Source organism: Mesorhizobium sp. P160187 (assembly GCF_057766425.1).
In genome coordinates this window covers 1,310,143-1,336,065 of record NZ_JBYMDX010000004.1, presented here as the reverse complement: position 1 = coordinate 1,336,065, position 25,923 = coordinate 1,310,143, and the positions used below count along the sequence as shown (strand labels likewise).

Annotated in this window: 19 protein-coding genes; 9 read left to right on the top strand and 10 right to left on the bottom strand. The window is 63.8% G+C overall.

Features of this window, described 5'->3' with window-relative positions; genetic code table 11:
• Positions 1–252 precede the first annotated feature (252 nt).
• The 5 genes from AC3CCE_RS23470 (at position 253) to AC3CCE_RS23450 (ending at position 5,554) form a co-directional block, all read left to right on the top strand.
• On the top strand, positions 253–1,377 hold the full coding sequence (locus tag AC3CCE_RS23470; protein WP_023682221.1) for a sugar ABC transporter substrate-binding protein: 1,125 nt from the start codon (positions 253–255) through the stop codon (positions 1,375–1,377).
• A gap of 94 nt (positions 1,378–1,471) precedes the next feature.
• Complete coding sequence (locus AC3CCE_RS23465; RefSeq protein ID WP_023753570.1) at positions 1,472–3,037, top strand: sugar ABC transporter ATP-binding protein; 1,566 nt, start codon at positions 1,472–1,474, stop codon at positions 3,035–3,037.
• Positions 3,034–4,014: an ABC transporter permease gene (locus AC3CCE_RS23460; RefSeq protein WP_352513505.1), complete on the top strand. Its 981-nt coding sequence runs from the start codon at positions 3,034–3,036 to the stop codon at positions 4,012–4,014. Before AC3CCE_RS23465 ends, AC3CCE_RS23460 begins: the two co-directional genes overlap by 4 nt.
• Positions 4,011–4,997 carry an ABC transporter permease gene (locus AC3CCE_RS23455; RefSeq protein ID WP_023673071.1) on the top strand — a complete coding sequence of 329 codons (987 nt, stop codon included), beginning with the start codon at positions 4,011–4,013 and terminating at the stop codon, positions 4,995–4,997. The genes AC3CCE_RS23460 and AC3CCE_RS23455 overlap by 4 nt, the downstream gene beginning before the upstream one ends.
• A 2-nt stretch (positions 4,998–4,999) precedes the next feature.
• Complete coding sequence (locus AC3CCE_RS23450; protein ID WP_352513506.1) at positions 5,000–5,554, top strand: gluconokinase; 555 nt, start codon at positions 5,000–5,002, stop codon at positions 5,552–5,554.
• Here AC3CCE_RS23450 and AC3CCE_RS23445 read toward each other — a convergent pair.
• Positions 5,549–6,694, bottom strand: coding sequence for a hypothetical protein (locus AC3CCE_RS23445; RefSeq protein WP_352513507.1), 1,146 nt, complete (start codon positions 6,692–6,694; stop codon positions 5,549–5,551). The two genes, AC3CCE_RS23450 and AC3CCE_RS23445, sit on opposite strands and share 6 nt — an antisense overlap.
• A gap of 113 nt (positions 6,695–6,807) precedes the next feature.
• Here AC3CCE_RS23445 and AC3CCE_RS23440 point away from each other — a divergent pair, with 113 nt between their 5' ends.
• Positions 6,808–8,349: an acyl--CoA ligase gene (locus tag AC3CCE_RS23440; protein ID WP_050587033.1), complete on the top strand. Its 1,542-nt coding sequence runs from the start codon at positions 6,808–6,810 to the stop codon at positions 8,347–8,349.
• Between the two features lie 65 nt (positions 8,350–8,414).
• Here AC3CCE_RS23440 and AC3CCE_RS23435 read toward each other — a convergent pair whose 3' ends face one another.
• Together AC3CCE_RS23435 and AC3CCE_RS23430 are read right to left on the bottom strand one after the other, a co-directional pair.
• Complete coding sequence (locus AC3CCE_RS23435) at positions 8,415–8,864, bottom strand: RrF2 family transcriptional regulator (protein WP_023673075.1); 450 nt, start codon at positions 8,862–8,864, stop codon at positions 8,415–8,417.
• 257 nt (positions 8,865–9,121) lie between these two features.
• Entirely contained in the window at positions 9,122–10,105 is a 984-nt protein-coding gene (locus AC3CCE_RS23430; protein WP_027050666.1) for a sulfate ABC transporter substrate-binding protein, read from the bottom strand.
• 228 nt (positions 10,106–10,333) lie between these two features.
• On the opposite strand from AC3CCE_RS23430, the gene AC3CCE_RS23425 reads away from it, so the two are divergent.
• Positions 10,334–10,603: an antitoxin gene (locus tag AC3CCE_RS23425; protein ID WP_352627139.1), complete on the top strand. Its 270-nt coding sequence runs from the start codon at positions 10,334–10,336 to the stop codon at positions 10,601–10,603.
• Entirely contained in the window at positions 10,603–11,001 is a 399-nt protein-coding gene (locus AC3CCE_RS23420; RefSeq protein WP_023673078.1) for a type II toxin-antitoxin system VapC family toxin, read from the top strand. The genes AC3CCE_RS23425 and AC3CCE_RS23420 overlap by 1 nt, the downstream gene beginning before the upstream one ends.
• A gap of 14 nt (positions 11,002–11,015) precedes the next feature.
• Here AC3CCE_RS23420 and AC3CCE_RS23415 read toward each other — a convergent pair whose 3' ends face one another.
• The 7 genes from AC3CCE_RS23415 to AC3CCE_RS23385 all read right to left on the bottom strand — a co-directional run bounded on the left by AC3CCE_RS23415 (position 11,016) and on the right by AC3CCE_RS23385 (position 23,715).
• Entirely contained in the window at positions 11,016–12,056 is a 1,041-nt protein-coding gene (locus AC3CCE_RS23415; protein WP_352627133.1) for a sulfate/molybdate ABC transporter ATP-binding protein, read from the bottom strand.
• Positions 12,057–12,129: 73 nt separating this feature from the next.
• On the bottom strand, positions 12,130–13,014 hold the full coding sequence (cysW, locus tag AC3CCE_RS23410) for a sulfate ABC transporter permease subunit CysW (RefSeq protein WP_023690809.1): 885 nt from the start codon (positions 13,012–13,014) through the stop codon (positions 12,130–12,132).
• Positions 13,007–13,858, bottom strand: coding sequence for a sulfate ABC transporter permease subunit CysT (gene cysT / locus AC3CCE_RS23405; RefSeq protein WP_023687973.1), 852 nt, complete (start codon positions 13,856–13,858; stop codon positions 13,007–13,009). Before cysT ends, cysW begins: the two co-directional genes overlap by 8 nt.
• A gap of 18 nt (positions 13,859–13,876) precedes the next feature.
• Complete coding sequence (locus tag AC3CCE_RS23400) at positions 13,877–14,905, bottom strand: sulfate ABC transporter substrate-binding protein (RefSeq protein WP_023673082.1); 1,029 nt, start codon at positions 14,903–14,905, stop codon at positions 13,877–13,879.
• A gap of 230 nt (positions 14,906–15,135) precedes the next feature.
• Positions 15,136–15,819: a M15 family metallopeptidase gene (locus AC3CCE_RS23395; protein ID WP_023833933.1), complete on the bottom strand. Its 684-nt coding sequence runs from the start codon at positions 15,817–15,819 to the stop codon at positions 15,136–15,138.
• A 145-nt stretch (positions 15,820–15,964) separates the two neighbouring features.
• The gene (gene pbpC, locus AC3CCE_RS23390) at positions 15,965–18,055 is read right to left on the bottom strand and encodes a penicillin-binding protein 1C (RefSeq protein WP_352627142.1); all 2,091 of its coding nucleotides are present in this window, start codon (positions 18,053–18,055) and stop codon (positions 15,965–15,967) included.
• A gap of 173 nt (positions 18,056–18,228) precedes the next feature.
• A complete protein-coding gene (locus AC3CCE_RS23385; RefSeq protein ID WP_352627144.1) occupies positions 18,229–23,715 on the bottom strand; it encodes an alpha-2-macroglobulin family protein in 5,487 nt (1,828 codons plus the stop codon).
• 277 nt (positions 23,716–23,992) lie between these two features.
• Here AC3CCE_RS23385 and AC3CCE_RS23380 point away from each other — a divergent pair, with 277 nt between their 5' ends.
• Positions 23,993–25,921 carry an autotransporter assembly complex protein TamA gene (locus AC3CCE_RS23380; protein ID WP_352627146.1) on the top strand — a complete coding sequence of 643 codons (1,929 nt, stop codon included), beginning with the start codon at positions 23,993–23,995 and terminating at the stop codon, positions 25,919–25,921.
• The last annotated feature ends 2 nt before the right edge of the window (positions 25,922–25,923 follow it).

Sequence of the window (25,923 nt, the reverse complement as noted above, 5' to 3'; positions counted from 1 at the left end):
CGTTTTGATGAGAGGCCCTGCCTGTTTATTATACATAAGCAACAGCTCATGCTTGTTTATTATGTATAATATGCTAGTTTCGTTTCTCGCCTGTGAAGCGGCGAGGGGGAGGGGATCGGGCCGGCTTCGGGCCCTTGAGACGTGGCGCCGGCCAGGCTGGAGGGCCTTCGGCAGGCGTGGAAACCACACCACGACAAACAGCATCAAATAAACAAGCAGCAGCAAACAAAACTACAACTGGGAGGAATATCGATGATCAAGTCACTTGTTGGTGGCATCGTTGCCGCCACTGCATTCGTCATGCTGAGTTCGTCGGCCATGGCCGACCCAGAAGTCGTCAAGGGACCGTCGGCTGAGCCGGATTGCTTTGCGCCCTGGGCCGCCGATACGCAGTTCTTCAAGTTCCCCAAGAAAGACGGCCCATACCGCATCGCGCTCGCCAATGGCTATATCGCCAACACTTGGCGCATCCAGATGGTGCAGACCGCCAAGGCCTATGCGGCCCAGCCGGAGGTCGCCGCGAAACTGAAGGAATTCAAGGTCGTCTCGACCGGCGAGGACGTGCCGGCTCAGATTTCGGCGATCAACAACTTCATCGATTCCGGCTATGACGCGATCGTCGTCAACGCCCAGAACCCGACCGCTTTCGGGCCGGTCATCAAGCGCGCCAAGGAAGCTGGCGTCATCCTCGTCGCCTTCGACAATATTCTCGATACCAAGGACGCCATCAACGTCAATGTCGACCAGAAGGGCCTTGGCGAATTGTGGGGCAAATGGCTGGTCGGCCATGTGCCGAATGGCGGCAAGGTGCTCGAAGTGCGCGGCGTTGCCGGGACTTCCGTCGACACCGACCGTCACAACGGAATCCATGAAGCGCTCGATGCCTCCGGCAAGAAATGGGACGTCACCGAGGTGGTCGGCAAATGGGACGACGGCGTGGCACAGAAGGCCACGGCCGACGCCATTGCCACCAACGGTCCGTTCGACGGAATCACCGGGCAAGGCGGCGACACCGGCATCGTGCAGGCGATGATCGATGCCAAGCATGCTTTCGTGCCGTTCGGCGGGGAGACCGAGAACGGTTTCCGCAAGTTCTGCGCGGCACATGCCGGCGACGGGCTGAAATGCTCATCGGCCGGCACCGGTCCGGCGCAGGTCGCGGTCGCCATCAAGACGGCGATTGCCGCGCTCGAAGGCAACGTCGTTCCGCAAGCAGTGAAACTGCCACTGGCGATCGTCGAGGATCCGAACTTCAAGGCCGGTCAGGATTTCTTCCCCGACCAGTCCGACAATTTCTTCGTCGGCAATTCCTTCCCGACCTGCGGCATCAATTTCACAGCGCAGGAAATTATGGGCCAGACCAAAGCTGACCAATAGGGGCTGACCAATAGGCGGCATATCCGGCGCCGCGGGATCTCCGCGGCGCCGGCCACTCGATATCCCTTGAAGTCAAACTGCCTCGGGAGGGCCGATGGACGGTGCGGTTCCGCTCTTCCGGATGGAAGGCATATCCAAGCGCTATGGTGGTGTGCGGGCGCTGGAAAAGGCCGAGCTTTCGGTCTCGTCCGGTAGCATCCACGCCATTCTCGGCGAAAACGGCGCCGGCAAATCGACGCTGATCAAGGTCATGGCGGGCGTCGTCGCGCCCGACGAAGGCCGCATGATGCTGAACGGCAGCGAGGTGACGTTCGCTTCGCCTGCTGCTGCAAACAAGTCCGGCATCGTCTGCATCTTCCAGGAGCTGTCGCTGGTTCCCGAACTCAGCGTTGCCGACAACATCGTCATCTCCGATCCGCCGAAGCGTTTCGGCATGATCGACCGCAAGGCGCAGCGCCGCATTGCCGAGGATGCGCTGGCACGCGCAGGTGCGGCCGATATCCATCCATTGGCGCTGGTCAAGGATCTTCCGCTTTCAAGAAGACAGATGGTCGAGATCGCCAAGGCATTGGCCAGGAAGCCGCGCATCCTGATCCTCGACGAGGCGACCTCGGCGCTGACCGCGACGGACGTCGCCAGGATTTTCAGCGTGCTCAAGCGGTTGCGCTCGGAAGGGTTGGCGCTGCTTTACATTTCGCACCGCATGAACGAGATCGCCGAGCTTGCCGACCACTGCACGGTGTTTCGCAACGGCCGCAATGTCGCCAGCTACAAGGCAGGCACAAAGAGCGACAACGAAGTCGTCGAACTGATGATCGGGCGCGAATACAGCCATATTTTCCCGCCGAAACCCGCGCGCACCGCAGCCGCCGCCGTTCCCGTGCTGGAGGCGCGCAAGCTGTCCTGGACGGACCGGCTGGACAATGTCTCGCTGACGGTCGGGGCAGGCGAGGTCGTCGGCCTTGGCGGCCTGGACGGCCAGGGCCAGCGCGAATTGCTGCTTGCCTTTTTCGGTGTGCTGCGCGGCCTCGGCGGCCAGATCCTTATCGACGGCAAGCCTGTTTCGATCGCCAGCCCCCAAGCGGCGCGCGACGACCGCATCGGCATGGCGCTGATCCCGGAGGACCGCAAGACCGAAGGCCTGATGCTGCCGATGACGGTGCGCGAGAACCTGTCCTTTGCCGCCCTAGACCGGCTGTCCAAGGCCGGCATCATCGACCGCGCCGCCGAACAGCGGCTGATCGACGACATGGTCGGGCTGCTGGCGATCAAGACGGCCGGCCTCGACATTCCGGTCGGTGCGCTGTCGGGGGGCAACCAGCAGAAGGTGGTCATCGCCAAATGGCTGATGCGCCAGCCGCGCATCATCCTGCTCAACGATCCGACGCGCGGCATCGATGTCGGCACCAAGCAGGAACTCTATCAACTGATGCGCAAGCTGGCGGATGCGGGGGCGGCGATCCTGTTCTATTCGACCGACTATGACGAACTGATCGGCTGCTGCGACCGCGTGCTGGTGCTCTATGACGGCGCGGTCAAGCGCGAGCTGGTCGGGGCCGAGATCACCGAGCGGGCGCTCATTGCAAGCGCGCTCAACATCCACGGCGATGACGGCGGCGCGAGAGACGATGCCGGCGCAAGACAGGGAGCGGACGCGTGAAAGAGTGGCGCTACTGGCTGGCCGAGCAGCGCGGAACACTGATGGCACTCGGCATATTCATTGTCATGTTCGTCATCTACACCTCGAACCATCCGGCGGGCTTCACCGCCAATGTCGTGCAGACGGCGTCCAACAAGGGCGTGCTGCTCGCCTTCGTCGCCATGGCGCAGACACTGGTCGTGATCACCGCCGGCATCGACCTCTCCGTCGGCATGATCTTCACGCTGACCAATTGCCTCGCCTCCTGGCTGGTCATCGGCACCGGCCTCGAGACCGCTTTCGGCGTCATCGCCGTGCTCGGCACCGGGCTCCTTTGCGGAGCGATCAACGGCGCCATCGTCATCTACGGCCGCCTGCAGCCGATCGTCGCCACGATCGCCACGGGTGCGGTCTATTTCGGCATCGCGCTTCTGCTGAGGCCGTTTCCCGGCGGTTCGGTCAACGAAGGTCTCGCCGACGCGCTGACCGGGCGCCTGTTCGGCGTAGTGCCGGCCAGTCTTATCGCGCTGCTCGCCGTCGTGCTAATCGTCTGGGTGCCGTTCAGCCGCTCGGTGCTCGGGCGCGCGGCTTATGCGGCCGGCTCGTCGGAGACGGCGGCCTACATGTCCGGTGTGCCGATAAGGCGCGGCAAGTTCGCTGCCTACGCGCTCGCAGGCCTGTTGGCCGCGATCGGCGGACTGTTCCTGACCTTCTTCACCTATACCGGCGATGCAGCCTATGCCAGCGGCAACGCCTATACGCTGTTTTCAATCGCCGCGGTGGTGCTGGGCGGCGTCTCGCTGTTCGGCGGCAAAGGCAGCGCCATCGGCGCCATCTTCGGCGCGCTGGCCTTCCGCACCATCGGCGACCTGTTGTTCGTGTTCGATTTCGACCCGCTATGGCAGCCACTGTTCCAGGGCGTTATCCTGCTGGTTGCGGTCAGCCTCGGCGCCTTCGCACTATTTCGGGTCCGCAACCGGCTGGAGTGGTTCCTGTGAGCGAAACGACATTGGGCGGCATCGCCGGCCGCATGCCGAAATTCATCCGCCGCGCCGATCCGGCGGTGCTGACGGCCTTCGCCTGCATCGTGCTGTTGCTGTTCCTAGGCAGCCTCTATTCCAGGAGCTTTCTGTCGCCTGAATATCTCTTGCAGCAGCTCAAGGTGGCCTCGTTCCTCGGCGTCATCGCCACAGGCATGATGCTGGTCATCCTGCTAGGCCAGATCGACCTGTCGGTGCCGTGGGCGGTGGCGGCGGGCGCGATGATGGCGTGTGCGGCTGCGGCCTATGGCCCGATCGGTGTGGCGCTGGCCATCCCGTTCGGCATCTTTTGCGGGGTGCTGATCGGCATCGTCAACGGCTTTGGCGTCGCTTATCTGCGCATACCCTCGATGATCATCACGCTCGCCACCAACGCTGTCGCGCAAGGGCTCATGGTCGTTTATACCGGCGGCTACTCGCCACAGGATTCGGCCACCGGCGCCATGCGCTATCTTGCGACAGGTTTTACCATTCCTGGCGTGCCTAACGCCGTCATCATCTGGGCGCTGATTGGTGCCGCGATGGTGTTCGTGCTGTCCCGCACCAGCTTCGGCCGCACCGTCTACGGCATCGGCAACCGCGAGCGTGCCGCCTATCTCTCCGGCATCGATACAAGGCGCGTGGTGATGATCGCCTTCGCTATCTCAGGCGGGCTGTCCGCCTTTGGCGGAGTGCTTCTCGCCGGCTATGCCTCCAAGGCGGCGCAATCGATGGGCGATGCCTATCTCCTGCCGTCGATCGCCGCGGTGGTTCTGGGCGGCACCTCCATCCTGGGTGGCCGCGGCTCCTATCTCGGCACCGTCGCCGGTGTCATCCTGATCACCCTCCTGCAGTCCATCCTTTCGGTCATGCAGATGCCGGAGGCGGGGCGGCAGATCGTCTATGGCCTGGTCATCGTCGCCATGCTCCTGCTCTACGGCCGCGCGCCGGCAAGCCGCTGACCGTGGACGAAGAGACGGCACAGCCGCCAATGGGCGCTACCGGCTCAGTGCCTCGGGCCATTGTGGTGATGGGCGTCGCCGGCTGCGGAAAGTCGGCTGTCGGCAAGGCATTGGCAGCAGAGGAAGGGGCCGTCTTTGTCGAAGGCGACAGGCTGCACCCGCCCGAAAACGTCGCCCGCATGGCGAGCGGTGAGCCGCTCACCGATCAACTGCGTGAGGGCTGGCTCGATGCCATCGGCGAGCGGATCGCCGACCTGACCGGCGGCGGCCAAATCGTGGTTGCCGCCTGCTCGGCGCTGAAGCGCAGCTACCGCGATCGTCTGCGCAGCTTCCGCCGGGATATCGTTTTCATCTATCTGGAGATCGATCCCGCTACCGCCAAGCAGCGTGTCGCCAGCCGCAAGGGGCATTTCATGCCGGCAAGCCTGGTCGAAAGCCAGTTCGCCATCCTTGAACCGCCTGGCGCCGACGAGCGGGCGCTGACGGCCGACGCCACACTTCCAGTGGCTGAGATCGTCACCGCCGTTGCCAGCCTGCTGGCCGGCGCAAAATCATGAACCACCCTCGTCGGGCAAGGCGGTTTCCGGCCGTTCGGTGAACCGGTCGGCGCCGGACCAGACCATCATTTGCTCGGGACAGAGTTTCAGCGCCTCCAGCAAGCGGTCGCGCTTGAGCAATATGTACTCGGCCTGCAGCGCCATGTTCTTGGCGCCGGCTCTGGCCGCGCGCTCGCCGGCCTCTGCCGGGGCCGGCACCAGTTCGGGACTTAGGACGGCGCGGTATTGGCGGAACGGATCGGTCTCGAAGGTCGACATGGAAAACAGCGCCGCCTTGCCTCTGGCAGCGAAATTCGTCGGCGCCGAGGCGAGGTGAGTCCAGCCGCTCTCGCCAAGGCCGACTTCGGTGAATGTCGAGCCGGCATGCACGGTGTTGGTCACCAATACGACGCCGTTGTTGCCAAGGATCTTCTGGATCCGGCCGGTGACCTGGTAGGCGTCGCTACGGTCGAACACGATCCGGCTTTTCAGGAAACGGTTCTCGACCCGAACCATCGGCGGGTTCAGGAAGCGCAAGCCGAAGGTCGAATCGGATATGCCGTGAGCCCTGACGCTGAGCTGGTGTGTCTCGATACCGGCCTCATGGAGAGCGCGTTTGCCGATGATGGTCTGTGCCGTGAACTGATCGCACCAGATGATAGCGCCGTGGCCGCGCTTCAGCGCCGCTTGCAGGCCTTCCAGGCCCTCCAGCCGGATATCAGGTGACCAGCGGCGGCCGATGAGATGCGCGGCAAGCAGCAAACGCCGGCGGTGGTTGGCGCAGAGCAAGGCCCTGAACTGCCTTTGCGCATCGATGCCATTGCCGAGCACGGCGCGCGTCGCGGCGGCGTAGCGCACGAAATCCTTGCGGATATGGCGCTTGAGGCGCAGCCCCGATACGCGGCTGCAGATCGCGGCCCACCAATTGACCGGCAGCAATGCCGCGACCCCGAGATAGAAGGCGGCCAGCAGCAGCTCGCGGAAATCCCTGTTGTTGAAGGTGCGCAACTTGCCGGCGCGGACCTGCTTGCGGCTGAAGAAGCGGACATGCTCGGCGCGTTCGGGCACCAGGATGTCGGCGATGATTTCCGTATGATAAATGACGGCGGAAGATGGTGTCCGGTCGGCTTTCCGGGATTTTCCCAACCACGGCAGCCTCATCCGATCGGTGTCCACCTGTTCTTGCGTGCGTCCGGAAATCGCTTTACTGCGTCTGCCACGGGCGCGCAATCGGCGCCGGCAAGGCCATGGTGAACGCCATTCAGGGTTCGAACTTGAAACAGGCCCTATCGGTAGCACTTCCCCAACTGGCGCCCTGGCGGCCGGCTGCGGTGGCGCTGATGGCGCCGGACCGGCCGTCCCTGAGCTTTGCCGGCCTCGCCAATCTTGTCGACAAGCTCTGCGGCGATCTCGCCAGGCGTGGCGTTGCCCGCGGCACGGCCGTCGGCATCGTCTTGCCCAACGGCCCGGAAATGGCGGCCTGTTTCCTGGCGGTCTCGGCGTTGGCGACGGCGGCGCCGCTCAATCCGGCTTACGGCGAAGACGAATTCCGCTTCTATCTCGGCGATCTCGATGTGAAGCTGCTGCTGTGCGGACAAGGCATGGGCGATGCCGCGCGCAACGCCGCAAAGGGGCTCGGCATTGCGGTGCTCGACGTCGTCGTGACTGACGGCGCCAAGGCCGGCGAGTTTCTGCTGGCGGGCGACGCCGAGGTGGAGGCTGCCAGCGAGGCTCGCCTCGACGATATGCAGTTCAACGGACCCGACGATTTCGCGCTTGTCCTGCACACATCGGGAACCACGGCGCGACCGAAGATCGTCGGCTTGCGGCAGCGCAATCTGCAGGCATCGATGGCCAACATCGCCAGCACCCTGGCGCTGTCGGCAAACGATATGTGTCTCAACGTGATGCCGCTGTTCCACATTCACGGGCTGATGGCGGCGCTCAGCGCACAGCTGGCAGTCGGCGGCGCTGTTGTCTGCACGCCGGGCTTCAACCCGCTCAAATTCTACGGCTGGCTGGGCGATTTCCGGCCGAGCTGGTACAGCGCGGTGCCGACCATGCATCAGGCGATCCTGGCGCGCGCCGCCCGCAATGGCGAAACCATCGCGGCTGCGCGGCTGCGCTTCATCCGCTCGTCTTCGGCAGCGCTTCCCGACACCGTGTTCCGCGACCTCGAGCGCGTCTTCGGCTGTCCGGTGGTCGAGGCCTATGGCATGACCGAGGCGGCGCACCAGATGACATCCAACGGCCTGCCGCCGGCACGCCGCAAGCCAGGCTCGGTCGGCCTGCCTGCGGGTCCGCAGGTGACGATCCTGGACGACAAGGGGACGATCCTGCCGGCGGGTGAAAAGGGCGAGATCGCGGTGCGCGGCGCCAACATCCATGATGGCTATCTCGACAATCCGGTGGCCAATGAAGCTGCCTTCAGCGATGGCTGGTTCCGCACCGGCGACCAGGGCCTCATCGACGAGGATGGCGATCTGAAGATCACCGGGCGGCTGAAGGAGATCATCAATCGCGGCGGCGAAAAGATCTCGCCGCTCGAGGTCGACAATGTGCTGCTCGATCATCCGCTGGTGGCGCAGGCGGTGACCTTCGCCGTGCCGCACGCCATGCTCGGCGAAGAGGTGGGTGCGGCCATCGTGCTGGCCGAGGGCGCCACCGCCGATGCCGAGCAGATTCGTGATTTCGCGCGCAGCCGGATCGTCGAGTTCAAGGTGCCGCGCCACATCCTGTTTCTCCAGGAGATACCCAAGGGTCCCACCGGCAAAATCCAGCGCGTCGGCCTGGCCGGCAAGCTCGGCCTGGTCTGAGGACTCTCATTTCAGCATGATCTTGTCCGAAAACCGGTTCGCACTTTTCGGGACCATGCTCTAATTTAGATCTGCGATGTCAGCTCGACCGGAAAATCATCATTGTCGGCGTCGCGCATGGCGGCGAGGCTGCGATTGTCCAGCACTTCGGCGATCGCCTGGCGCACTTCCAGCATCATGTGCCGGACTTGGCAGGTCGCCTCGTCGCAATCCTCGCAGCGCTGGTATTGCGTGCGGCTGGCGCAGGGTATGGGAGCGAGCGGGCCGTCCAGCACGCGCACGACGTGGCCGATCTTGATTTCGGAAGCCGGCCGGGCGAGGCGATAACCGCCTTCCTTGCCCTTGCGACTGAGGACGAAACCGGCATTGCGCAGCTCGCCCAGAATGGCATCCAGGAATTTCTTCGGGATGTTGTTGGCGATCGCGATGTCGTTGACGAATGCAAGCTGGCCGACCGGCAGGCCGGAAAGATGCACGAGGGCCTTGAGGCCGTATTTGCCTTTTTTGGTAAGCATGCCCGCTTCAGTTCATGAAAACCCCAACCACCCGCATCTGGCGGTTGTTTGTGTGCAAATCATGACGTTTCGCCTGAACAACCCGGTTTCGCGTAGAACAAGCCGCCCGGTTGAGACGTTAGGCACAAAGGCGTTGATTCTTTGTAACGTTTTTCACCGCGACAGATTCCGCATGAAAGCCGTTTGTCGGCGCGCGAAAACGAAAAAGCCGGCAAAGCGCCGGCTTTCTTGTGAGGTGAGGTCGAACGCTGCTGATATCAGCGGCTGCCATAGGTCTGGTCGAGCAGACCGCCGGCGGCGAAGTGCTCCTTCTGTACCTTGTCCCAGCCGCCGAAGACGTCTTCCACCGTCAGCAGGCGGACATCGGGGAAGTCGGCCTTGTATTTTGCCGCGACTTCAGCGTTGCGGGCGCGCAGGCCATTTTCAGCCGCGATGGTCTGGCCCTCGGGCGTGTAGAGGAAGTCGAGATAGGTCTTGGCGAGGTCACGGCTGCCGTGCTCGTCGGCGACCTTGTCGACGATCGCCACCGGGAATTCGGCGAGCAAGCTGACCGTTGGCGTGACCTGTTCGAACTTGTCGTTGCCATACTCCTTGCGAATGCCGCGCGTTTCCGACTCGAAGGTGATCAGCACGTCGCCGATCTCGCGCTGCACGAAGGTGGTGGTGGCGGCGCGCCCGCCGGTGTCGAAGATCGGCACGTTGTTGAACAGCTTGGTGACGAACTCCTTCACCTTGGCGTCGTCGCCCTTGAAGGCTTCCTTGGCGTAGGCGGTTGCGGCCAGATAGGTGTAGCGCGCATTGCCCGAGGTCTTGGGGTTGGGGAAGATCACCTGCACGTCGTCGCGCACGAGGTCGTTCCAGTCCTTGATGTGCTTGGGGTTGCCCGCGCGGACGAGAAAGGATGGGAGCGAATAGAAGGGCGAGGCGTTGTCGGGGAAATCCTTCTGCCAGTCGGCGGCGACGAGGCCTTTCTTGACCAGAAAGTCGATGTCGGTGACCTGGTTAAAGGTGACGACATCGGCGCCGAGGCCTTCGGCAATGGCGCGCGCCTGCGCCGAGGTGCCGGCGTGCGACTGGTCGACGGTGACGCCCGGATGGCCGGCGACGAAAGCCTTGTTCACCTGGGCGAACAATTCGCGGCCGACATCATAGGAAGCGTTGAGCAATTTGTCGGCCGACCAGGCCGGCGAAGAGGCGAGGATCAGGCCGGCGGCGGCTACGCTGAGGAAAAATCGCTTCATGAAAAGGAGCTCCTTGAGAAGGCCGTTTGTCTATGCATCGATATAATGCGCCAGCATAATAGGACCATGTCCAGCGCGGCCAGACATGCGCGCCGGGTTCGCCATTCGACGATGAGAAAAAGCGTTGCCGAAACAGCCGATTGGTAGGATTTCCTTCCAACGCCATGCAGAATGATTGCATCTTGTCGTTGGGGCATATACATTTGGCATATACAAGAATGCATCGTGATGCCGCAACACCGCCATTCAACGCCGCCGAGAGAGGCGAAGCTCTTCCGCAACAACCGCAGCCAGGCGGTGCGCATTCCCGTCGAGTTCGAGCTTCCCGGCGAAAAAGTCCTGATCAGCCGCGATGGCGACCGGCTGATCATCGAGCCGGTCCGTCAACCAGGCCTCACCGCCTTGCTCACCCAATGGGCGAAAGAGCCGCCGCTTGGTCCTGAAGACGACTTTCCCGAGATCCATGATGCGCCCGTGGGGCCTGAGGATATCTTTTGATGCGGTTCATGCTGGACACCAACATTCTCAGCGACATGATCCGAAACCCTGCCGGCAAGGCTGCCAGTGCGGCGGTTCGCGCGGGAGACGGTGCCCTGTGCACCAGCATCGTTGTCGCCTCGGAGCTGCGTTATGGCTGCGCCCGCAAGAGATCGGCCAAGCTGCTCGCCAAGGTGGAGGAATTGCTCGCCGAGGTTCCTGTGTTGCCGCTCGATGTGCCGATGGATAACGAATACGGAGCACTTCGTGCCGAGCTGGAGGCCAGAGGCCAGCCAATCGGCCACAATGATCTTTTCATTGCTGCCCATGCCTGTGTGTTGGGGACGACACTGGTGACGGCCAACACCGCTGAGTTCCGTCGGATCAAGGGCCTGACGGTCGAGAACTGGCTGGAGTAGCGCCGGATCGATGTCTATGCCGCCGGGAAAAGCTTCCAGCGCCTTGGCCTGAACGCCACCCGGCTCTTCTGCGCCGCAGGATGGTCCACAGGCAGTTCGATCTCGACGCGCTGGCGCTCGCCGCCGATTTCCAGTTCGACGCGTCTTGTGCCGGCGACGCGGCGGCTGGCGGCGACCGTGCCGGCGATGCAGCCGCTGCAGCCGTCGAGCAGTTCGATATCGTGCGGGCGGAAATACAGCGTCCCATCGCCCTCGGGTGCGTGCGGCGCCGACACGCCGATCGGACGGTCGGCGAGCCAGATCTCGCCATTCTCAACCTTGACCGGCAGCATGCTCGATTCGCCGATGAAGGAGTAGACGAAGGGCGAGTTCGGCGTGTCGTAGATCTCGTCGGCGGAGCCGACCTGCTCGATGCGGCCCTGGCTCATCACCACGACGCGGTCGGCAAGCTCGAGCGCCTCTTCCTGGTCGTGGGTGACGAAGACGGTGGTGTGGCCGGTACGGTCATGGATCTCGCGCAGCCAGCGGCGGAGTTCCCGGCGCACCTGCGCATCGAGCGCGCCGAACGGCTCGTCGAGCAACAGCACCTTGGGCTCGATGGCCATGGCGCGCGCCAGCGCCACGCGCTGGCGCTGGCCACCGGAAAGTTGCGCCGGATAGCGCTTTTCCAGGCCGGAAAGCTGAACGAGATCGAGCAGTTCGGAGGCGCGTCGGCGGATTTCGGCCGCCGGTGGTCGCGACGGTCCATGCCGCACCTTGAGGCCGAAGCCGATATTGTCGGCGACCGTCATGTGCCGGAAGAGCGCATAGTGCTGGAAGACGAAGCCGACATTGCGCTCCTGGATCGAGCGGTGCGAGGCGTCCTCGTCGCCGAAGAAGATCTTTCCGCGCGTCGGCCGCTCCAGGCCGGCGATAAGCCTCAGCAGCGTCGTCTTGCCGGAGCCGGATGGCCCAAGCAGCGCGATCAGCTCACCCGACTTGATGTCAAGCGATACGTCATGGAGGGCCGGAAACCGGTCAAACTCCTTGCGTACGTTGGCAACGCGAACTTCCATGTAGATCCCTCAGTAATTTGGTGCATGTCGTTGTCCCAAAACCGGTTCCCAGTCTTGGGCGATATGCATTTAGTCAGTGCCCGCGCGTCGCGGCGATCTCGGCGCCGTAGCGCATCTCGAGAAGTGTTTTCAAGACCAGCGTGACCAGCGCCAGGCCGGCAAGCAGCGAAGCGACGGCAAAAGCGCCGACGGCGTTGTACTCGTTGTAGAGGATTTCGACATGCAACGGCATGGTGTTGGTCAGCCCGCGTATGTGGCCCGACACGACCGAGACCGCGCCGAATTCGCCCATCGAGCGGGCGTTGCACAGAAGCACGCCGTAGAGCAATCCCCATTTGACGTTGGGCAGCGTCACGTACCAGAAGGTCTGCCAGCCATTGGCGCCCAGAGAGAGCGCGGCTTCCTCGTCGCCGTTGCCCTGTTCCTGCATCAGCGGGATCAGTTCGCGGGCAACGAAGGGGAAGGTGACGAAGATGGTCGCGAGCACGATGCCGGGCACGGCGAACAGGATCTGGATGCCGTGCGCCTTCAGCCATTCACCGAACAGTCCCTGAGCGCCAAACAAAAGCACATAGACCAGGCCGGAAATGACCGGCGAGACCGAGAAGGGCAGGTCGATCAGCGTGGTTAGAAAAGCCTTGCCCTTGAACTCGAACTTGGCGATCGCCCAGGCAGCCGAAATGCCGAAGACGACGTTGAGCGGCACGGCGATCACCGCCACCAGCAGCGTCAGCCGGATCGCCGAGCGCGTATCGGGATTGGAGAGCGATTCCGTGTAGGCGCCAATGCCTTTCGCCAGCGCCTCGTGGAAGACGATGATCAGCGGCAGCAGCAGGAAGATGGCGAGGAAGGCGAAGGCCACCGCCATCAGCAGCAGCCGCACCGGCCGGCTTTCGGTCACCGCCGCCGACCGGCTCTCGTGATGCGGTTCGTAGGATTTGATCTCGGGGTCAGCCATAGCGCTTGCGACTCCATGACTGCGCCAGGTTGATGACCAGCAGCATCACGAACGACAGCAAAAGCATGATAGCCGCGATCGCGGTGGCCGCCGGATAATTGTACTCCTCGAGCCGGATGACGATCAGAAGCGGTGCGATCTCCGACTTGTAGGGAAGGTTGCCGGCGATGAAGATGACCGAGCCGTATTCGCCGACGCCGCGCGCGAAGGCGAGTGAGAAGCCGGTGATGATGGCCGGCGCCAGGCCGGGAAACAGGATGCGGGTGATGATCTGGAAGCGGTTGGCGCCGAGCGTCGCGGCGGCTTCCTCCACTTCCTTGTCGATCTCCTCCATGATCGGCTGCACCGTGCGCACGACAAACGGCAGGCCGATGAAGACAAGCGCCACGACAATGCCGAGCGGCGTGTAGGCGACCTTGATGCCGAGCGGCGCCAGGAGATGGCCGATCCAGCCATTGGGCGCATAAAGAGTGGTCAGCGCGATACCGGCCACTGCCGTCGGCAGCGCGAAGGGCAGGTCGACCATGGCGTCGACGACGCGGCGGCCGGGGAAGCGGTAGCGCACCAGCACCCAGGCGACGAGCGTGCCGAAGACGACGTTGACGGCGGCTGCGATGAAGGCTGTGCCGAAGCTGATTTCGAGTGCGTTGATGGTCCGGCGGTCGGTGGCGATCGCCCAGAAATCGGTCCAGCCGAGGGCTGCCGAGCGCCAGATCAGGCCCGACAGGGGGATGAGGATGATGAGCGTGAGGTAGGCAAGCGAGAAGCCGAGCGTCAATCCGAAACCCGGAATGACACTCGGCTGTCTGAATCGCCACCCCGCCTTGGCGGGTGCTATGGTCATGTCGTCCTGATCTAAATCCTACTGGGCCGGCTTGTAGATCTGGTCGAATATACCACCATCGCCGAAATGATAAGGCTGTGCCTTCTTCCAGCCGCCAAAAAGCGGATCGTCGATGGAGATCAGCTTGATTTCGGGCGTCTTCGGAATGTCAGCCGCATCCACCAGCTCGGGCTTGGCCGGACGATAGTGGTTCTTGGCGATGATCGTCTGGGCTTCCTTGGAATAGAGCCAGCCGAGATAGGCTTCGGCGACCTTGCGGGTGCCCTTGGCATCGACATTGGCGTCGACGATCGCCACCGGCGGCTCGGCCAGGATCGAGGTCGGGGGATAGACGATCTCGAAATTGTCGGCTCCGAATTCATTGAGCGCCAGATAGGCGTCGTTTTCCCAGCCGATCAGCACGTCGCCGATGCCCTTTTGCGCGAAGGTGACCGTCGAGCCGCGTGCACCGGTGTCGAGCACCGGAGCATTGGCGTAGAGCTTGCCGACGAATTCCTTGTTCTTGGCTTCGTCGCCGCCATCATTGGCGTTGGCATAGGCCCAGGCGGCAAGGTAGTTCCAGCGCGCACCGCCGGAGGTCTTGGGGTTCGGCGTGATCACCTGGACGCCGTCCTTGACCAGATCGCTCCAGTCGTGGATGCCCTTCGGGTTGCCCTTGCGGACCAGGAAGATGATGGTCGAGGTGTAAGGCGCCGAATTGTTTTCGAATTTCTTGCGCCAGTCCGGATTGATCTTCTTCGACTTGGTGACGATGGCGTTGATGTCGCCTTCGAGCGCCAGCGTCACCACATCGGCATCGAGGCCGTCGATCACGGCGCGGGCCTGGGCGCCGGAGCCGCCATGCGATTGCTGGATGGTGACCGTCTCGCCGGTCTCGGCCTTCCAGTGTGCGACGAAGGCTTCGTCATAGGCCTTGTAGAGTTCGCGTGTCGGGTCGTAGGACACGTTCAGAATGGTCGTATCGGCAAACGCGAAACCGAGCGTGCCGAACTGGATCGATGTGGCGACCAGTGCGCCGAGCAGTTTCTTGAAATGAGGTTTGGTCATTCCCGCCTCCGTTGATGACGGCTGAACTCTATCGAATTGATAGAAATTAGATGCATTCAACGTTGCATTTTTTGTCCGCTCGAAGGAAATTTTCGCCGATATTGGGTTTCGGAAGGAAATATTTTCCTCATATTGGTCTAACCCGAATCCGGCCGGTTTGACGCTATCTAGGAGCTGACAGCGCAGAAGCAAGGCCGAGCGAGGGAAGGCTCGCTGTAGCACCGGGCGGTTCAGCCCGCAGTGATGGGAAAATCGAAGCGCAGTTTTGGAAACGGCTCATCCCGAAGCGTGTAGTGCCACCACTCGCGCGCATAATTCTTGAAGCCGCCGGCGCGCATGGCGTCGAGCAGCTTTTTGCGGTTTGCCGCTGCTTCTGCCGCCAATGGGCGATGGGCGGTTTCGCTCGCCGGGTCGAAACAGTCGAAGCTGGTGCCGAAGTCGAGCGTGCCGGCGCCGGCCGCGCCGCAAGCGGCGGATGACTTGTTCTTGCCGTCGCTGCGGGCGATGGCGACATCGACGGTCGAGCCGCGCGAATGGGTGGACAATTCGCCGATATAGCCCTTGGCGATGAGGTCGCCGCGCTGCACCTGAGGGTACCATTGCGGATCGGGCGGGCCGCCCTCTCTGGTCCATTTGCCCATGTCGGCAACGGCGCGGGCCGGGCGGTAGCAGTCGAAGACGACCAGCGTCAGGCCGTCGGCGGCGAGCGCTTTCTGCACGCCGGACAGCGTTTGCGCAGCTTGCTTCGTGAGGATGCAGACTGGGGCGTCGTAGCCATCGGCCTTGCGATGCAGGAAATTTTCCAGGCCGGCATAGCGGATGTCCTGGCGGATCGAGGGATCGACATCGGCCAGGCGGACAAAGCCGGCGGGCAGGGGATCGGCGGAGGCGGGGGAGCAAGTCGAAACGAACATGGATAGGGCTAAGGCCAATCCTCGATGCAAGCGCTTCGGCACACCCCCCTCTGGCCTGCCGGCCATTGGCCGGCAGGCCAGAGGGGGGTGCCTCGCGCCGGGTCTCGGGCGAAGAAGCCCAATCCCCTGAATCGCTTGGCGCCATCTATTCAACGAACACCTTCACGCTTGCCGCGCGTCCCACGGCGTCGATGACGGTGAGCGTCGAATAGCCGGCGCCGTCGGGCAGCCAGGTCGCGGTGCGGCGGCGGTCGATGCCGACGAGCGGCTTGCCATTGGCCAGCCAGCGGAACGGCGCGCGGCCGCCTTGCAGTTTCAGCACCAGCGGCGAGGCCTCGGCGGAATTGGTGGCGAGATCGACGCGGGCGCCGTTGGGCGGGAAAATGATCGTTGGCGCCGGTTCCGTCGGGCCTGCCTGCACCAGTCCGTCGGCGCCGGCGCCGAAGCGCGCCAATGTCACCGGCAGGTCTTCGCGCCTGGCCTTGACGACGCCGGCCGGCTGGCTGGGCAACGGGACGGCGGTGAGGCCTGAACGGACGAAGCCCTCGAACAGGATGGGGGCGGCCGAGACATAGCCGGACAGGCCGGGCACCGCACCGGCATCGGCGCGGCCGACCCACACACCCAGCACGTAGCGGCCGTCGAAGCCGACCGACCAGGCATCGCGATAGCCGTAGGACGTGCCGGTCTTGTAGGCGATGCCGCGCTGCAAGGCGCCCTCAGGCGGCTTTACGCCCGACAATATGTCGGTGATCTGCCAGTTCGCCTGGGCGTCGAGGATGGTGGCGGTGGCGCGCTCGTGGTTGGCCGGCTCGGTGCCGTCATGCAGCGTGTTTGCCTTGCCGCCATTGGCGAGGCCGGTATAGAGCTGGACGAGATCGCGCAGCGTTACGCCGACGCCTCCGAGGCCGATGGCGAGGCCCGGCGCCTCGTTGACCGGTAGCACCGGGCTGACGCCGGCCTGGCGGAAGCGCGCCATCAGCCGTGCCGGGCCGACCGAGTCGAGCACGCGGATCGCCGGAACGTTGAGCGACAGCTGCAGCGCCTGGCGGATCGAGACATCCCCCTGATAGCCCATGTCGAAATTCTTTGGCCGGTAGCCGCCGAAATCGACCGGACTGTCCTCGATCAGCATTTCCTGCGCCACCAGCCCTTGCTCGAAGGCGAGGCCATAGATGAACGGCTTCAGCGTCGAACCGGGCGAACGCACGATCTTGGTCATGTCGATCCAGCCGGAGCGGCTGGCGTCGAAGAAATCGGCCGAGCCGACTTCGCCAAGAATGTCGCCGGTGCGCGCGTCCGCCATCACCATGGCGACCGACAGGCGCGGGCCAAGCTTGATCGCGGCATCGCGCGCCACCTGTTCCAGCCCTTGCTGGACGCTTTTGCGGATCGTCAGCTGCAATGGCTTGCCGGGTACGGCCTTGGGCAGCATGGCATAGGCGGCATGTGGCGCCAGTGCCGGCAGTTTGCGGCGCAAGCCCGAGACATCATCGAGCGCTGCGCGCGCGGCCTCGCGCTCGCCAAGCAGGTCAGCTGATACCATGCGGGTCAGCACGCGGTCGCGGGCTGCATGAGCGATGGTGAGATTGCGGTCGGGCCGGCGCTTTTCCGGCAATTGCGGCAGCGCAACCAGCAGGGCGGCTTCCGAGACCGTCAGCCGCTTCGGCTCCTTGCCGAAATAGGCGAGTGACGCGGCGCGCACGCCTTCGAGATTGCCGCCATAAGGCGCCAGCGTCAAATAGCGTTCGAGGATCTCCTGCTTAGACAGCCGCCGCTCGATCTGGATGGCACGCAGCATCTGCTTGATCTTCGAGCCGAGGCTGCGGTTTTCGCGTGGCTCGATCAGCCGGGCAAGCTGCATCGACAGGGTCGAGCCGCCGGAGACGATATGGCCGCTGGTGGCGAACTGGCCGGCGGCGCGCGCCAGCGCCAGCACATCGACGCCATCATGGTCCCAGAAGCGCTTGTCTTCATAGGTGACCAGCATGTCGACGAACTGCTTGTCGACCTGGTCGAGATGAGTGTCGAGCCGCCAGTAACCGTCCGGCGTGGCGAAGGCGCGCAACAGCTGGCCGTCGCGGTCCTGGACCTCGGTGGAGACGGTGAGCCTTCCGGGCAGCGGCGGCGGAAAAGCGCGGTCGAGTTCCCACAGGGTAACGGCTCCTGCCGCCAGAACTCCGGCACAGGTGGCCGCGGTTATGGCAGTGAGGCGAAGTAATTTCCTGGAAAGCATGGCGCCGCCCCTCATTGCCCTGCCGGGGCCTGCGCAGAGGTTTTCGGCAATTTCCAACGTCGCAGAAGGGGTGCCGGCGAACGCCACAGCGCCCTTCTCCCCGTCACTATACGGGGACAAGGTGCCGGCAGGCGGATGAGGGGCAGCGCCATCGCTACGTCAATCAAGGCGCCTTACGGCGCCTTGATCTCCATCATACCGGTGGCGGTGCGGGCCGAATATTGCGGCCGGTACATGTCCTCCACCGTGGCCGCCGGATGGGCGTAGGTGCCCGGCGTCACCGCACGCACGACATAGGCCAGCATGATGTTGCGGTCGCCATCGCCGTCATTGGGATTGAATGCCGCGACGAAACGGTCGTCGCGGAATTCGAGATGGGCGGCGTCGGTTTGCGCCAGCCAGGTGAAGTTCGACAGCTGGGCGCTGGAAACAAGGCCCGGATTGTCGATCTCGAAGCCGGCCGGCAACAGGTCGGTGATCAGCAGGCGCGAAGGCCAGCGGTTCTGCTCGTAAACCTTGAGCACGACCACGTAGCGTTCGTTCTGCGTCGCCTCGGTGACGTTGGCTTCGGTGCCATCGAGCTTGTAGTAGGTGCGGTCGATGGTGAAGCCGTCGCCGCCGGCCGGCAAGGGTTCTACCGGCGAGGCGACCGTGGTGACGACCGCCTGCAGCGGCGTGGCGCCGGTGTTGGCGATGGTCAGCGGGCTGTCGGCAATGTCGGTGCCGCTGAGGTGGTTGGAATACCCACCGGCATGCGGCGCGCCGTTGACCGAGAGCGTGATCGAGTCGTTGCCCGACTTCAACGCGCGGGCCGCCAGAAGCATCCAGGACTCGTCCTGCGTGCTGGTCCAGCGGGCATCGGCGCGTTCCCTTGCCACCAGCCGGATCAGCTCCGGCACGATGGTCGGCACCGGCTTCGATTCGGCGGCGAGCGCCAGGATCGCGGCGCCATCACGCAGCCGCGAGCCATAGTCGGACCGGTAGTAGTCGTATTCGGTGGTCGACTTGGCCAGCTGCAGCGCCGTCTGGAAGGTTGCTTCCGAACGCTGCGCGTCGCCGTAGAGCGCCAGGCTCGCCGCCAACTGGGCGACGGCCATCGGGCTCGAGAAGGCTTCGAGCTTGGTGTCGGCGTAGTAGCGCAGATCGCCGACCGAGGCCTTCTTGTTGCGGGCCAGAACATAGAGCGCGTAGGCGATTTCGCTGCCGCGATCCTGGACGTCCTGGTCGTAACCGACCGAGTTTTGCAGATTGCTCAGCGCCTGGCTCATCGCCAGGGCCGGCACGTCGTAGTTCTGCTCGCGCGCCCGGGTCAGGAAGTCGGTGACGTAAGAGTCGAGCCACAGATCGCCGGAGCCCGGACCCCACAGGCCGAAGCTGCCGGCCGAAGCCTGGTAGCTCAGCACCTTGTAGATGGCGGCCTGCACGCGGCCGTGCAGTTCGGGATCGCTTTGCATGCCAACGCCGGACGCCAGATCGTTGACGTAGAGAAGCGGCATGGCGCGGCTGGTGGTCTGCTCGGCGCAACCATAGGGGTAGCGGTCGAGCGTCATCAGCAGTGACGGCACGTCGAAGGCCGCAGCCTGCGAAACGCCGACGCTGATCGAGGCGCCGTCGAGCAGGCTTGCCGCGAGCAGCTCCTTGTCGACGCGCAGCGAGCCGCCATTGCCCTTGAGGTCGACGACCAGACGGGTGGTGACCGGCAATTGCGCCGGACGCACCGGAACATACAGCGTCTGCTCGACGGCGGTGCCGTCGCCATGGGCGAGCTTGATGGTGATCGAGGCATTGCCCGCCGTCTGTGCAATCAGCGGCACGGTCAGCGTCTGGCGCTTGCCCTTGGCCAGCGTCAGCTTTTCGGGCAAGGGCTTGTCGCCGGTCGAGAGGTCGCCGGTCGTGGCGATCGACAGGGCATAGTCGCCCTCCGGACCGTCGGTGTCGGCGACGTCGAGCCGCATGATAGCTGCATCTCCAGGCGCCAGGAAGCGGGGCAGGCCGGCGGTGATCACCACCGGATCGCGCACGATGACATCGGTCGTGGCATGGCCGACGGCCTCCTTGGTCCAGGCGACGGCCATGACGCGCACGGTGCCGTTGAACTGCGGGATGTCGAAGTCGATCCTTGCCTTGCCGTCGGCGTCGAGCTGGACCGGGCCGGAGAAGAAGGCGACCAGCTTTTCGGTCGGCGGACTGCCTTGCGGCTGCATCGAGGCGCCGTCGCCGCCGGTCCTGAGCTTGCCGGTGGTGCCGAGCGAGCCGTCGATGAGACGGCCATAGATGTCGCGGACTTCAAGCCCGAGCATGCGCTGGCCGAAATACCAGCCCTCCGGATCCGGCGCCTTGTAGTTGGTGAGGTTCAAAATGCCGACATCGACGGCAGCGACCGTGACATAGGCATTGCTGCCCGGTGCTACGCCGGCGACCGAAACCGGGATCGACAGCTGCTGGCGCGGCATCGTCTTGTCCGGCGGCGTCAGGGTGACGGCGAGCTTTTTCGAGCCTGGGTCGACCGTCAGCCATTTTACGCCGATGGCGCGCGCCGGCATGCGGGTTTCCTGCGCATCGCCGGGCCGGAACAGGGTTGCGGTGATGTAGGCGCCGGCGCCCCAGTCGTCACCGACCGGGATCTCGACAGTGCTGCCGCCGGCCGGCACGGTTGCCGTGACGGTCTTGAGCAGCTTGTCGGCGCCGATGGTGACCAGCAGTTCGCCGGCAAAATGCGGCGACACTTTCAGCTTGGCCACGTCGCCGACGGCATAGCTGTCCTTGTCGAGAGCGATCTCGAGCCCGTCAGGCGTTTCGGTGGAGGTCGAGGAGACATACCAGCCGGCGTCGAACTCATAGCTGGTCGCCGGTCCCTCGGGGTCGGTAGTCTCGATCTCGAGCCGGTACTGGCCCCAGTCGACCGGCATCGTCACGGTCGCCTCGGCATCGGCGCTGAGATCGACCTGGCCGTTGGCGATCGACTTGGTGAAGGTGACCGGTTCGTAGTTCCACGAGTTGTTGTTGCGATACCACTGGTAATTGCGTTCGACCTTGACCAGCGACCACTGCGCGCCCTTCAGCGTCTCGCGCTTGCCGTCGGGGTCGACCGCGATGAGGCTGAATTTGGCGGTGCCGCCCTGCGGCACCTCATTGTCGGCGAAATCCGGACGAATGCCGATCATGTGGCCTTGCGGGCGGATGCCGATGTTGAGCGAGCGCTCGATGGCGCGGCCGCCGGTTTCGCGCATGCGAACCGTGACCTTGGCGTCGACCAGCTTGGTGGTCGCGGGCAATTGGTCGACCGTGACCGGGAAGGTCGCCTTGCCGTCGTCGCCGACCACCGGCAGACCGGTGAACGGGGTGACCGAAGGCTCGGCCGACTGCTCGTCGGCAAGGCCGAACGAATAGCCGGCGAAACGGTCCCAGTCGCGCGCCGTCGACAGCGTCAGCTCGCCTTCGAGCGCGAGGCCGGCGGCCGGCGCGCCATAGAGGAAGCGGCCGTCAATGTCGATGTTGGCGGTTTCGCCCTGTGCGATCTCCTGCTTGTCGGACTTCATGTCGAACTCGATGCGATCCGGCACGAAGTCTTCGACCAGGAACATCTGGCTGGAAACGGCCGCCTGCTTGGGATCGGTATAGATCGACACCGTCCAGGTGCCGCGCATGGCGTTGGCTTCCAGCGGCAGGTCGACGGCATAGCCGCCGGCCGAGACGCCATCGGCGACGATGCGGCGGTTCTCGACGCCGTCGGGACGGGTGAAGATGAAGGTCAGCGGCAGGTTTTCCACCGCTTTGGAGGCGCCGTCGCGGGCAAGGGCTGCGACATGCACATCCTCGCCGGCGCGGTAGATGCCGCGTTCGGTCCAGGCATAGACATCGAGCGCGCCCGGTGCGGCGCGTCCGGCGACGCCGCGATCGGACAGATCGAAGCCGGCGCGGCCCATGTCGAGGAAGACGAAATCGTTGTCGCCCTGCTTGGCCATCAGAACGGCCGGCACCATGCCGCCGTCGCCGCGCGTCAGGCCGGGGTTGAAGACAGCATGGCCTTCGGCGTCCGACGTGGCTGTGCCGAGGATTTCATTGTTCCTGGCCAGCAGCGTCAGTTCGGCGCCGGCGATCGGCTTGGCGGTTCCGAGCGAGCGGGCGAAGACATTGAGGCCATCCTGGCCGGTATAGGTCGACAGGCCGATGTCGGAGACGACGAACCACTGCGTGGCAAGCGAATTGTAATTGTCCTCGTCATTTTCATTTACCGCTTGCGCGGTCAGCACGTAGACGCCGGGCTTGCGCTGCGGCAAGGCTTCGTCGACCGGGAACGAAGTCGTGACGTCCTTGTTGAGATCGTTGGCGATATCCAGCTGCCCCTGCCAGACCGGCTCACCCATCTGGTCGGAAATGCTGGAGATATCATAGCCGTCGAGCTGCTTCAGGAACTGATAGCCGGACAGAAGCTGCGCCAGCGAACGATCGCCGATACGGTAGAGCTTCATCTGCGCGGTGTTCATGTTGACGGTGACGATGGGGATGCCACGGCGGGCGCCGGCGGGCAGCACGAAGCTGTCGCCGGTGAAGCGGGCGGACGGCGCGCGGTCCTGCACATAGATCGACAGCACGACCGGAGCGGCGGTGACCTCGCCAATGGCGGCCGGCAAACCGGCGCGGAAGGTCACTTCGTAATGTTGGCCGTGCTCCAGGCCTTCGACGCAGATCTGCTTGTCCTTGGCCTCGACGCCCTTGGGCGGCTGGTTGTCGACGGTGACGAACTGGGCGTAGTCGACGCCGGTCTTGACCAGCTCCTCGGAAAACTGCGCGCAAATGCGCGGCGCGCTGGTGTCGGCGTCGATCGAGTGATCGATGACGCGGAAGCCCTTGCGGGCCTTGAGATCCTCATATTCGGCCTTGACCGCCGGCGAACTGACCAGCGCGAGGCTGGCTTCATAAGCCTGCAGGGCCGGACGGTAGAGATCGCGGCGGTCGAGGCCGTTGCCGAGCAGCGCCAGCACTTCGGCGCGGGTCTTGGTGGTGCGCAGCAACTTGTAGGCGTTGATGGCGGCGGAGGTGCCTTTGACCGGCAGATTGTAGGATTCGGAGGTGCCGCTGGCCGGCTGTATGGCAAGCGTTTCACGCGCCAGACCGAGCCAAAGCTGACCGTCGTCAGGCAGGACCGAGACCGCGGCCTCGTATTTGTTCATGGCCTGCCCATGGTCGCCGGTCAGTGCAGCCTGTTCGGCGGCGGCGCGGAGTGATTCCAGCCCGTCGGTCGGCTTGTCATAGGCCGGATCGGTCAGCTTGTTGCGGTATTGCTGGGCCTGGTCGGCCATCCAGTTGGGGAAGAAGGCGAGTTCCGGCGGGGCGCCGATATCGGGGTCGCCATCGACATTGACGACCTTGCCCGCGACCGCGCCGCTGAAGGGTTTCAACTGGTTATAGTCGGACTTTAGGAAGCACCATTTGGCCTTGTTGTTGTAAGTAAAGGCGCGGCAGGCGGGGTCGCCGAGGCATGTCGTCTTGCACTGATCGAGGCTGACATTCTGGTCCGATCTGAGATCGAAGCCGAAATAGTCGGAATTATTTGAGGTCACCACCCGGCGGGCTTCGGCCGCTTGCGCTACAGACCCCCAGGCGAAAATGAGAAGAATCAAGATCGACAGACCACGAGCCGCCGCGCGCATCGCCATAACACCCTCCAGACACTGCTACGTCCGCGGCATGTTCAAGCTTCAGTCAAGCTTGTCAACACGAGGACGGGCAGGTTTCCGCCCACCAACGGTTCCCAAACCGGCCAATGACCGGTATGCCGATAGTTCATCCACGGGAAAGGGATCACGCTTTCTTGCGAAAACGCAGAAGGTGTGAATTCCAAGCCCTGCCTATTTCAGACAATTGGATTGTGGCCCCTTTACGAGCGCTTCAAAACTTCATTCCAATTTTAGTTTTGTAACCTAGGTTGTCCTGATGCCGGCGTATGAAGCGCAGATGTCGAAGGTAAGTGCGCCACGGCGCACGCTTTCGCGTGCGCTGATTGTGGCGTTGGCGTGCTCGAGCGTGCTCGTTGCCGAATCGGGGTCGGCGGCCGCCTTCGAGCTCTTCGGCATCAAATTGTGGGGCTCTTCGAATGACGAGGACGCCGATATCGTCGACCCGCTGCGCTATGCGGTGACCATCGAAGCGCCCGATGCCGACAAGGACCTGGTCAAGAAGCTCGAAAACGCCTCGTCGCTGAAATCCGACGAGGACCGCCCGGTTTCCGGCTCGCTCGGCCTTTTGGCAAAGGCGCGTAGCGACCGCGAACAGCTGGTCGCCGCGCTTTATGCCGACGCCCGTTATGAAGGCGTCGTCACCATCACCATCCAGGGCAAGGTGCTCGACGATTTGCCGCCCGATGCCGAATTTACGGGTCCGCAGCCGATCCCGGTGGTGATCAGCATCTCGAGCGGGCCCAAATTCACGCTCGGCAATATTCGGCTGGAGGGCGATGCCGCCGGGCTGGCGAGCGCCGATTTCGGCCTGATAGCCGGCGGCGATGCCGGCTCGGGCGCCGTGCTCAAGGCCGAGGCGCTGATCGTGCGGGCGCTGAAGCAGGAGGGCCGGCCGCTGGCCCGGATCACCGACAGGCAGGTCGTGGCCGAGCACACCACCTCGACGCTAGACGTGACGCTGACGGTGGCCGCCGGGCCGGTTGCCGGCTATGGCGACACCACCGTCGACGGCACCGAGCAGGTCGATCGCGAGTTCACCGAATATATGACCGGGCTGAAACGCGGCCGGCAATATTCGCCTGACGAGATCGACGATGCCCGCGACCGGCTGCTGAGGCTCGAAGTGTTCAACAGCGTGACGCTGAAGGAAGCCGACAGTCTCGACGCCGACGGCAACATTCCGATCGGCGTTCAGGTCAGCGAGCGCAAACCGCGCTATTTCGGCGTCGGCGGCACTTTCTCCAACACCGAAGGGCTAGGCCTGGAAGGCTATTGGGGCCACCGAAATCTGTTCGGCCGGGCCGAAAAGCTGCGCATCGAGGGCAAGATCAGCGGCATCGGCAGCAACGATCTCAGCGAGCTCAACTACAATGCCGGCATCATGTTCGAGAAGCCGGGCGTGATCGGGCCGGCTTCGAAATTCATCGCCAGCGTCAAGACCGTCCTCGAACATCCCGATGCCTACGACCATTTCTCGGTCAAGGGCAGCACCGGCCTGTCCTATGAGATCGACAAGAAGCAGACGGTTTCGGCTGAAATCGCGCTCGACTATTCCAGGATCACCGACGCCTTCGGCAAGCACAAATACCTGATCGCCAGCATTCCGCTGCAATATGTCTATGACAACAGGGACAACCGGCTCAATCCGACCAGCGGCTTCAGGGTTCTGGCCTATGCCGAACCGAGCTATGACATTCTGAGCGGCGCCGCCTTCCTCAAGCTCAGGGGCGAGGGGTCGGCCTATCAGTCGCTCGACACGGCCTCGAAATTCGTGCTTGCCGAACGCGTCGCGCTGGGTTCGATCGTCGGCACCGGCCTTCAGAACGTTCCAGCCGACAGGCGCTTCTATTCCGGCGGTGGCGGCTCGGTGCGGGGCTATGCCTATCAGGGCATCGGACCGAAGGACATCGACAATCAGCCGATCGGCGGGCTTTCCTTCTTCGAAACATCGGTCGAAATGCGCATTGCGCTGACCGACACGATCGGCATCGTGCCGTTCGTCGACGCCGGCACTGTCTCGACCACAGCGACGCCGGACTTTTCCGACGTGAAGGTCGGCGCGGGCGTTGGCCTGCGCTACATCACGCCGTTCGGGCCGCTGCGCATCGACGCCGCCGTGCCGCTCAACCGCGACCGTGGCGACCCGCGTTTCGGCATCTATGCCGGGATCGGACAGGCGTTCTGACG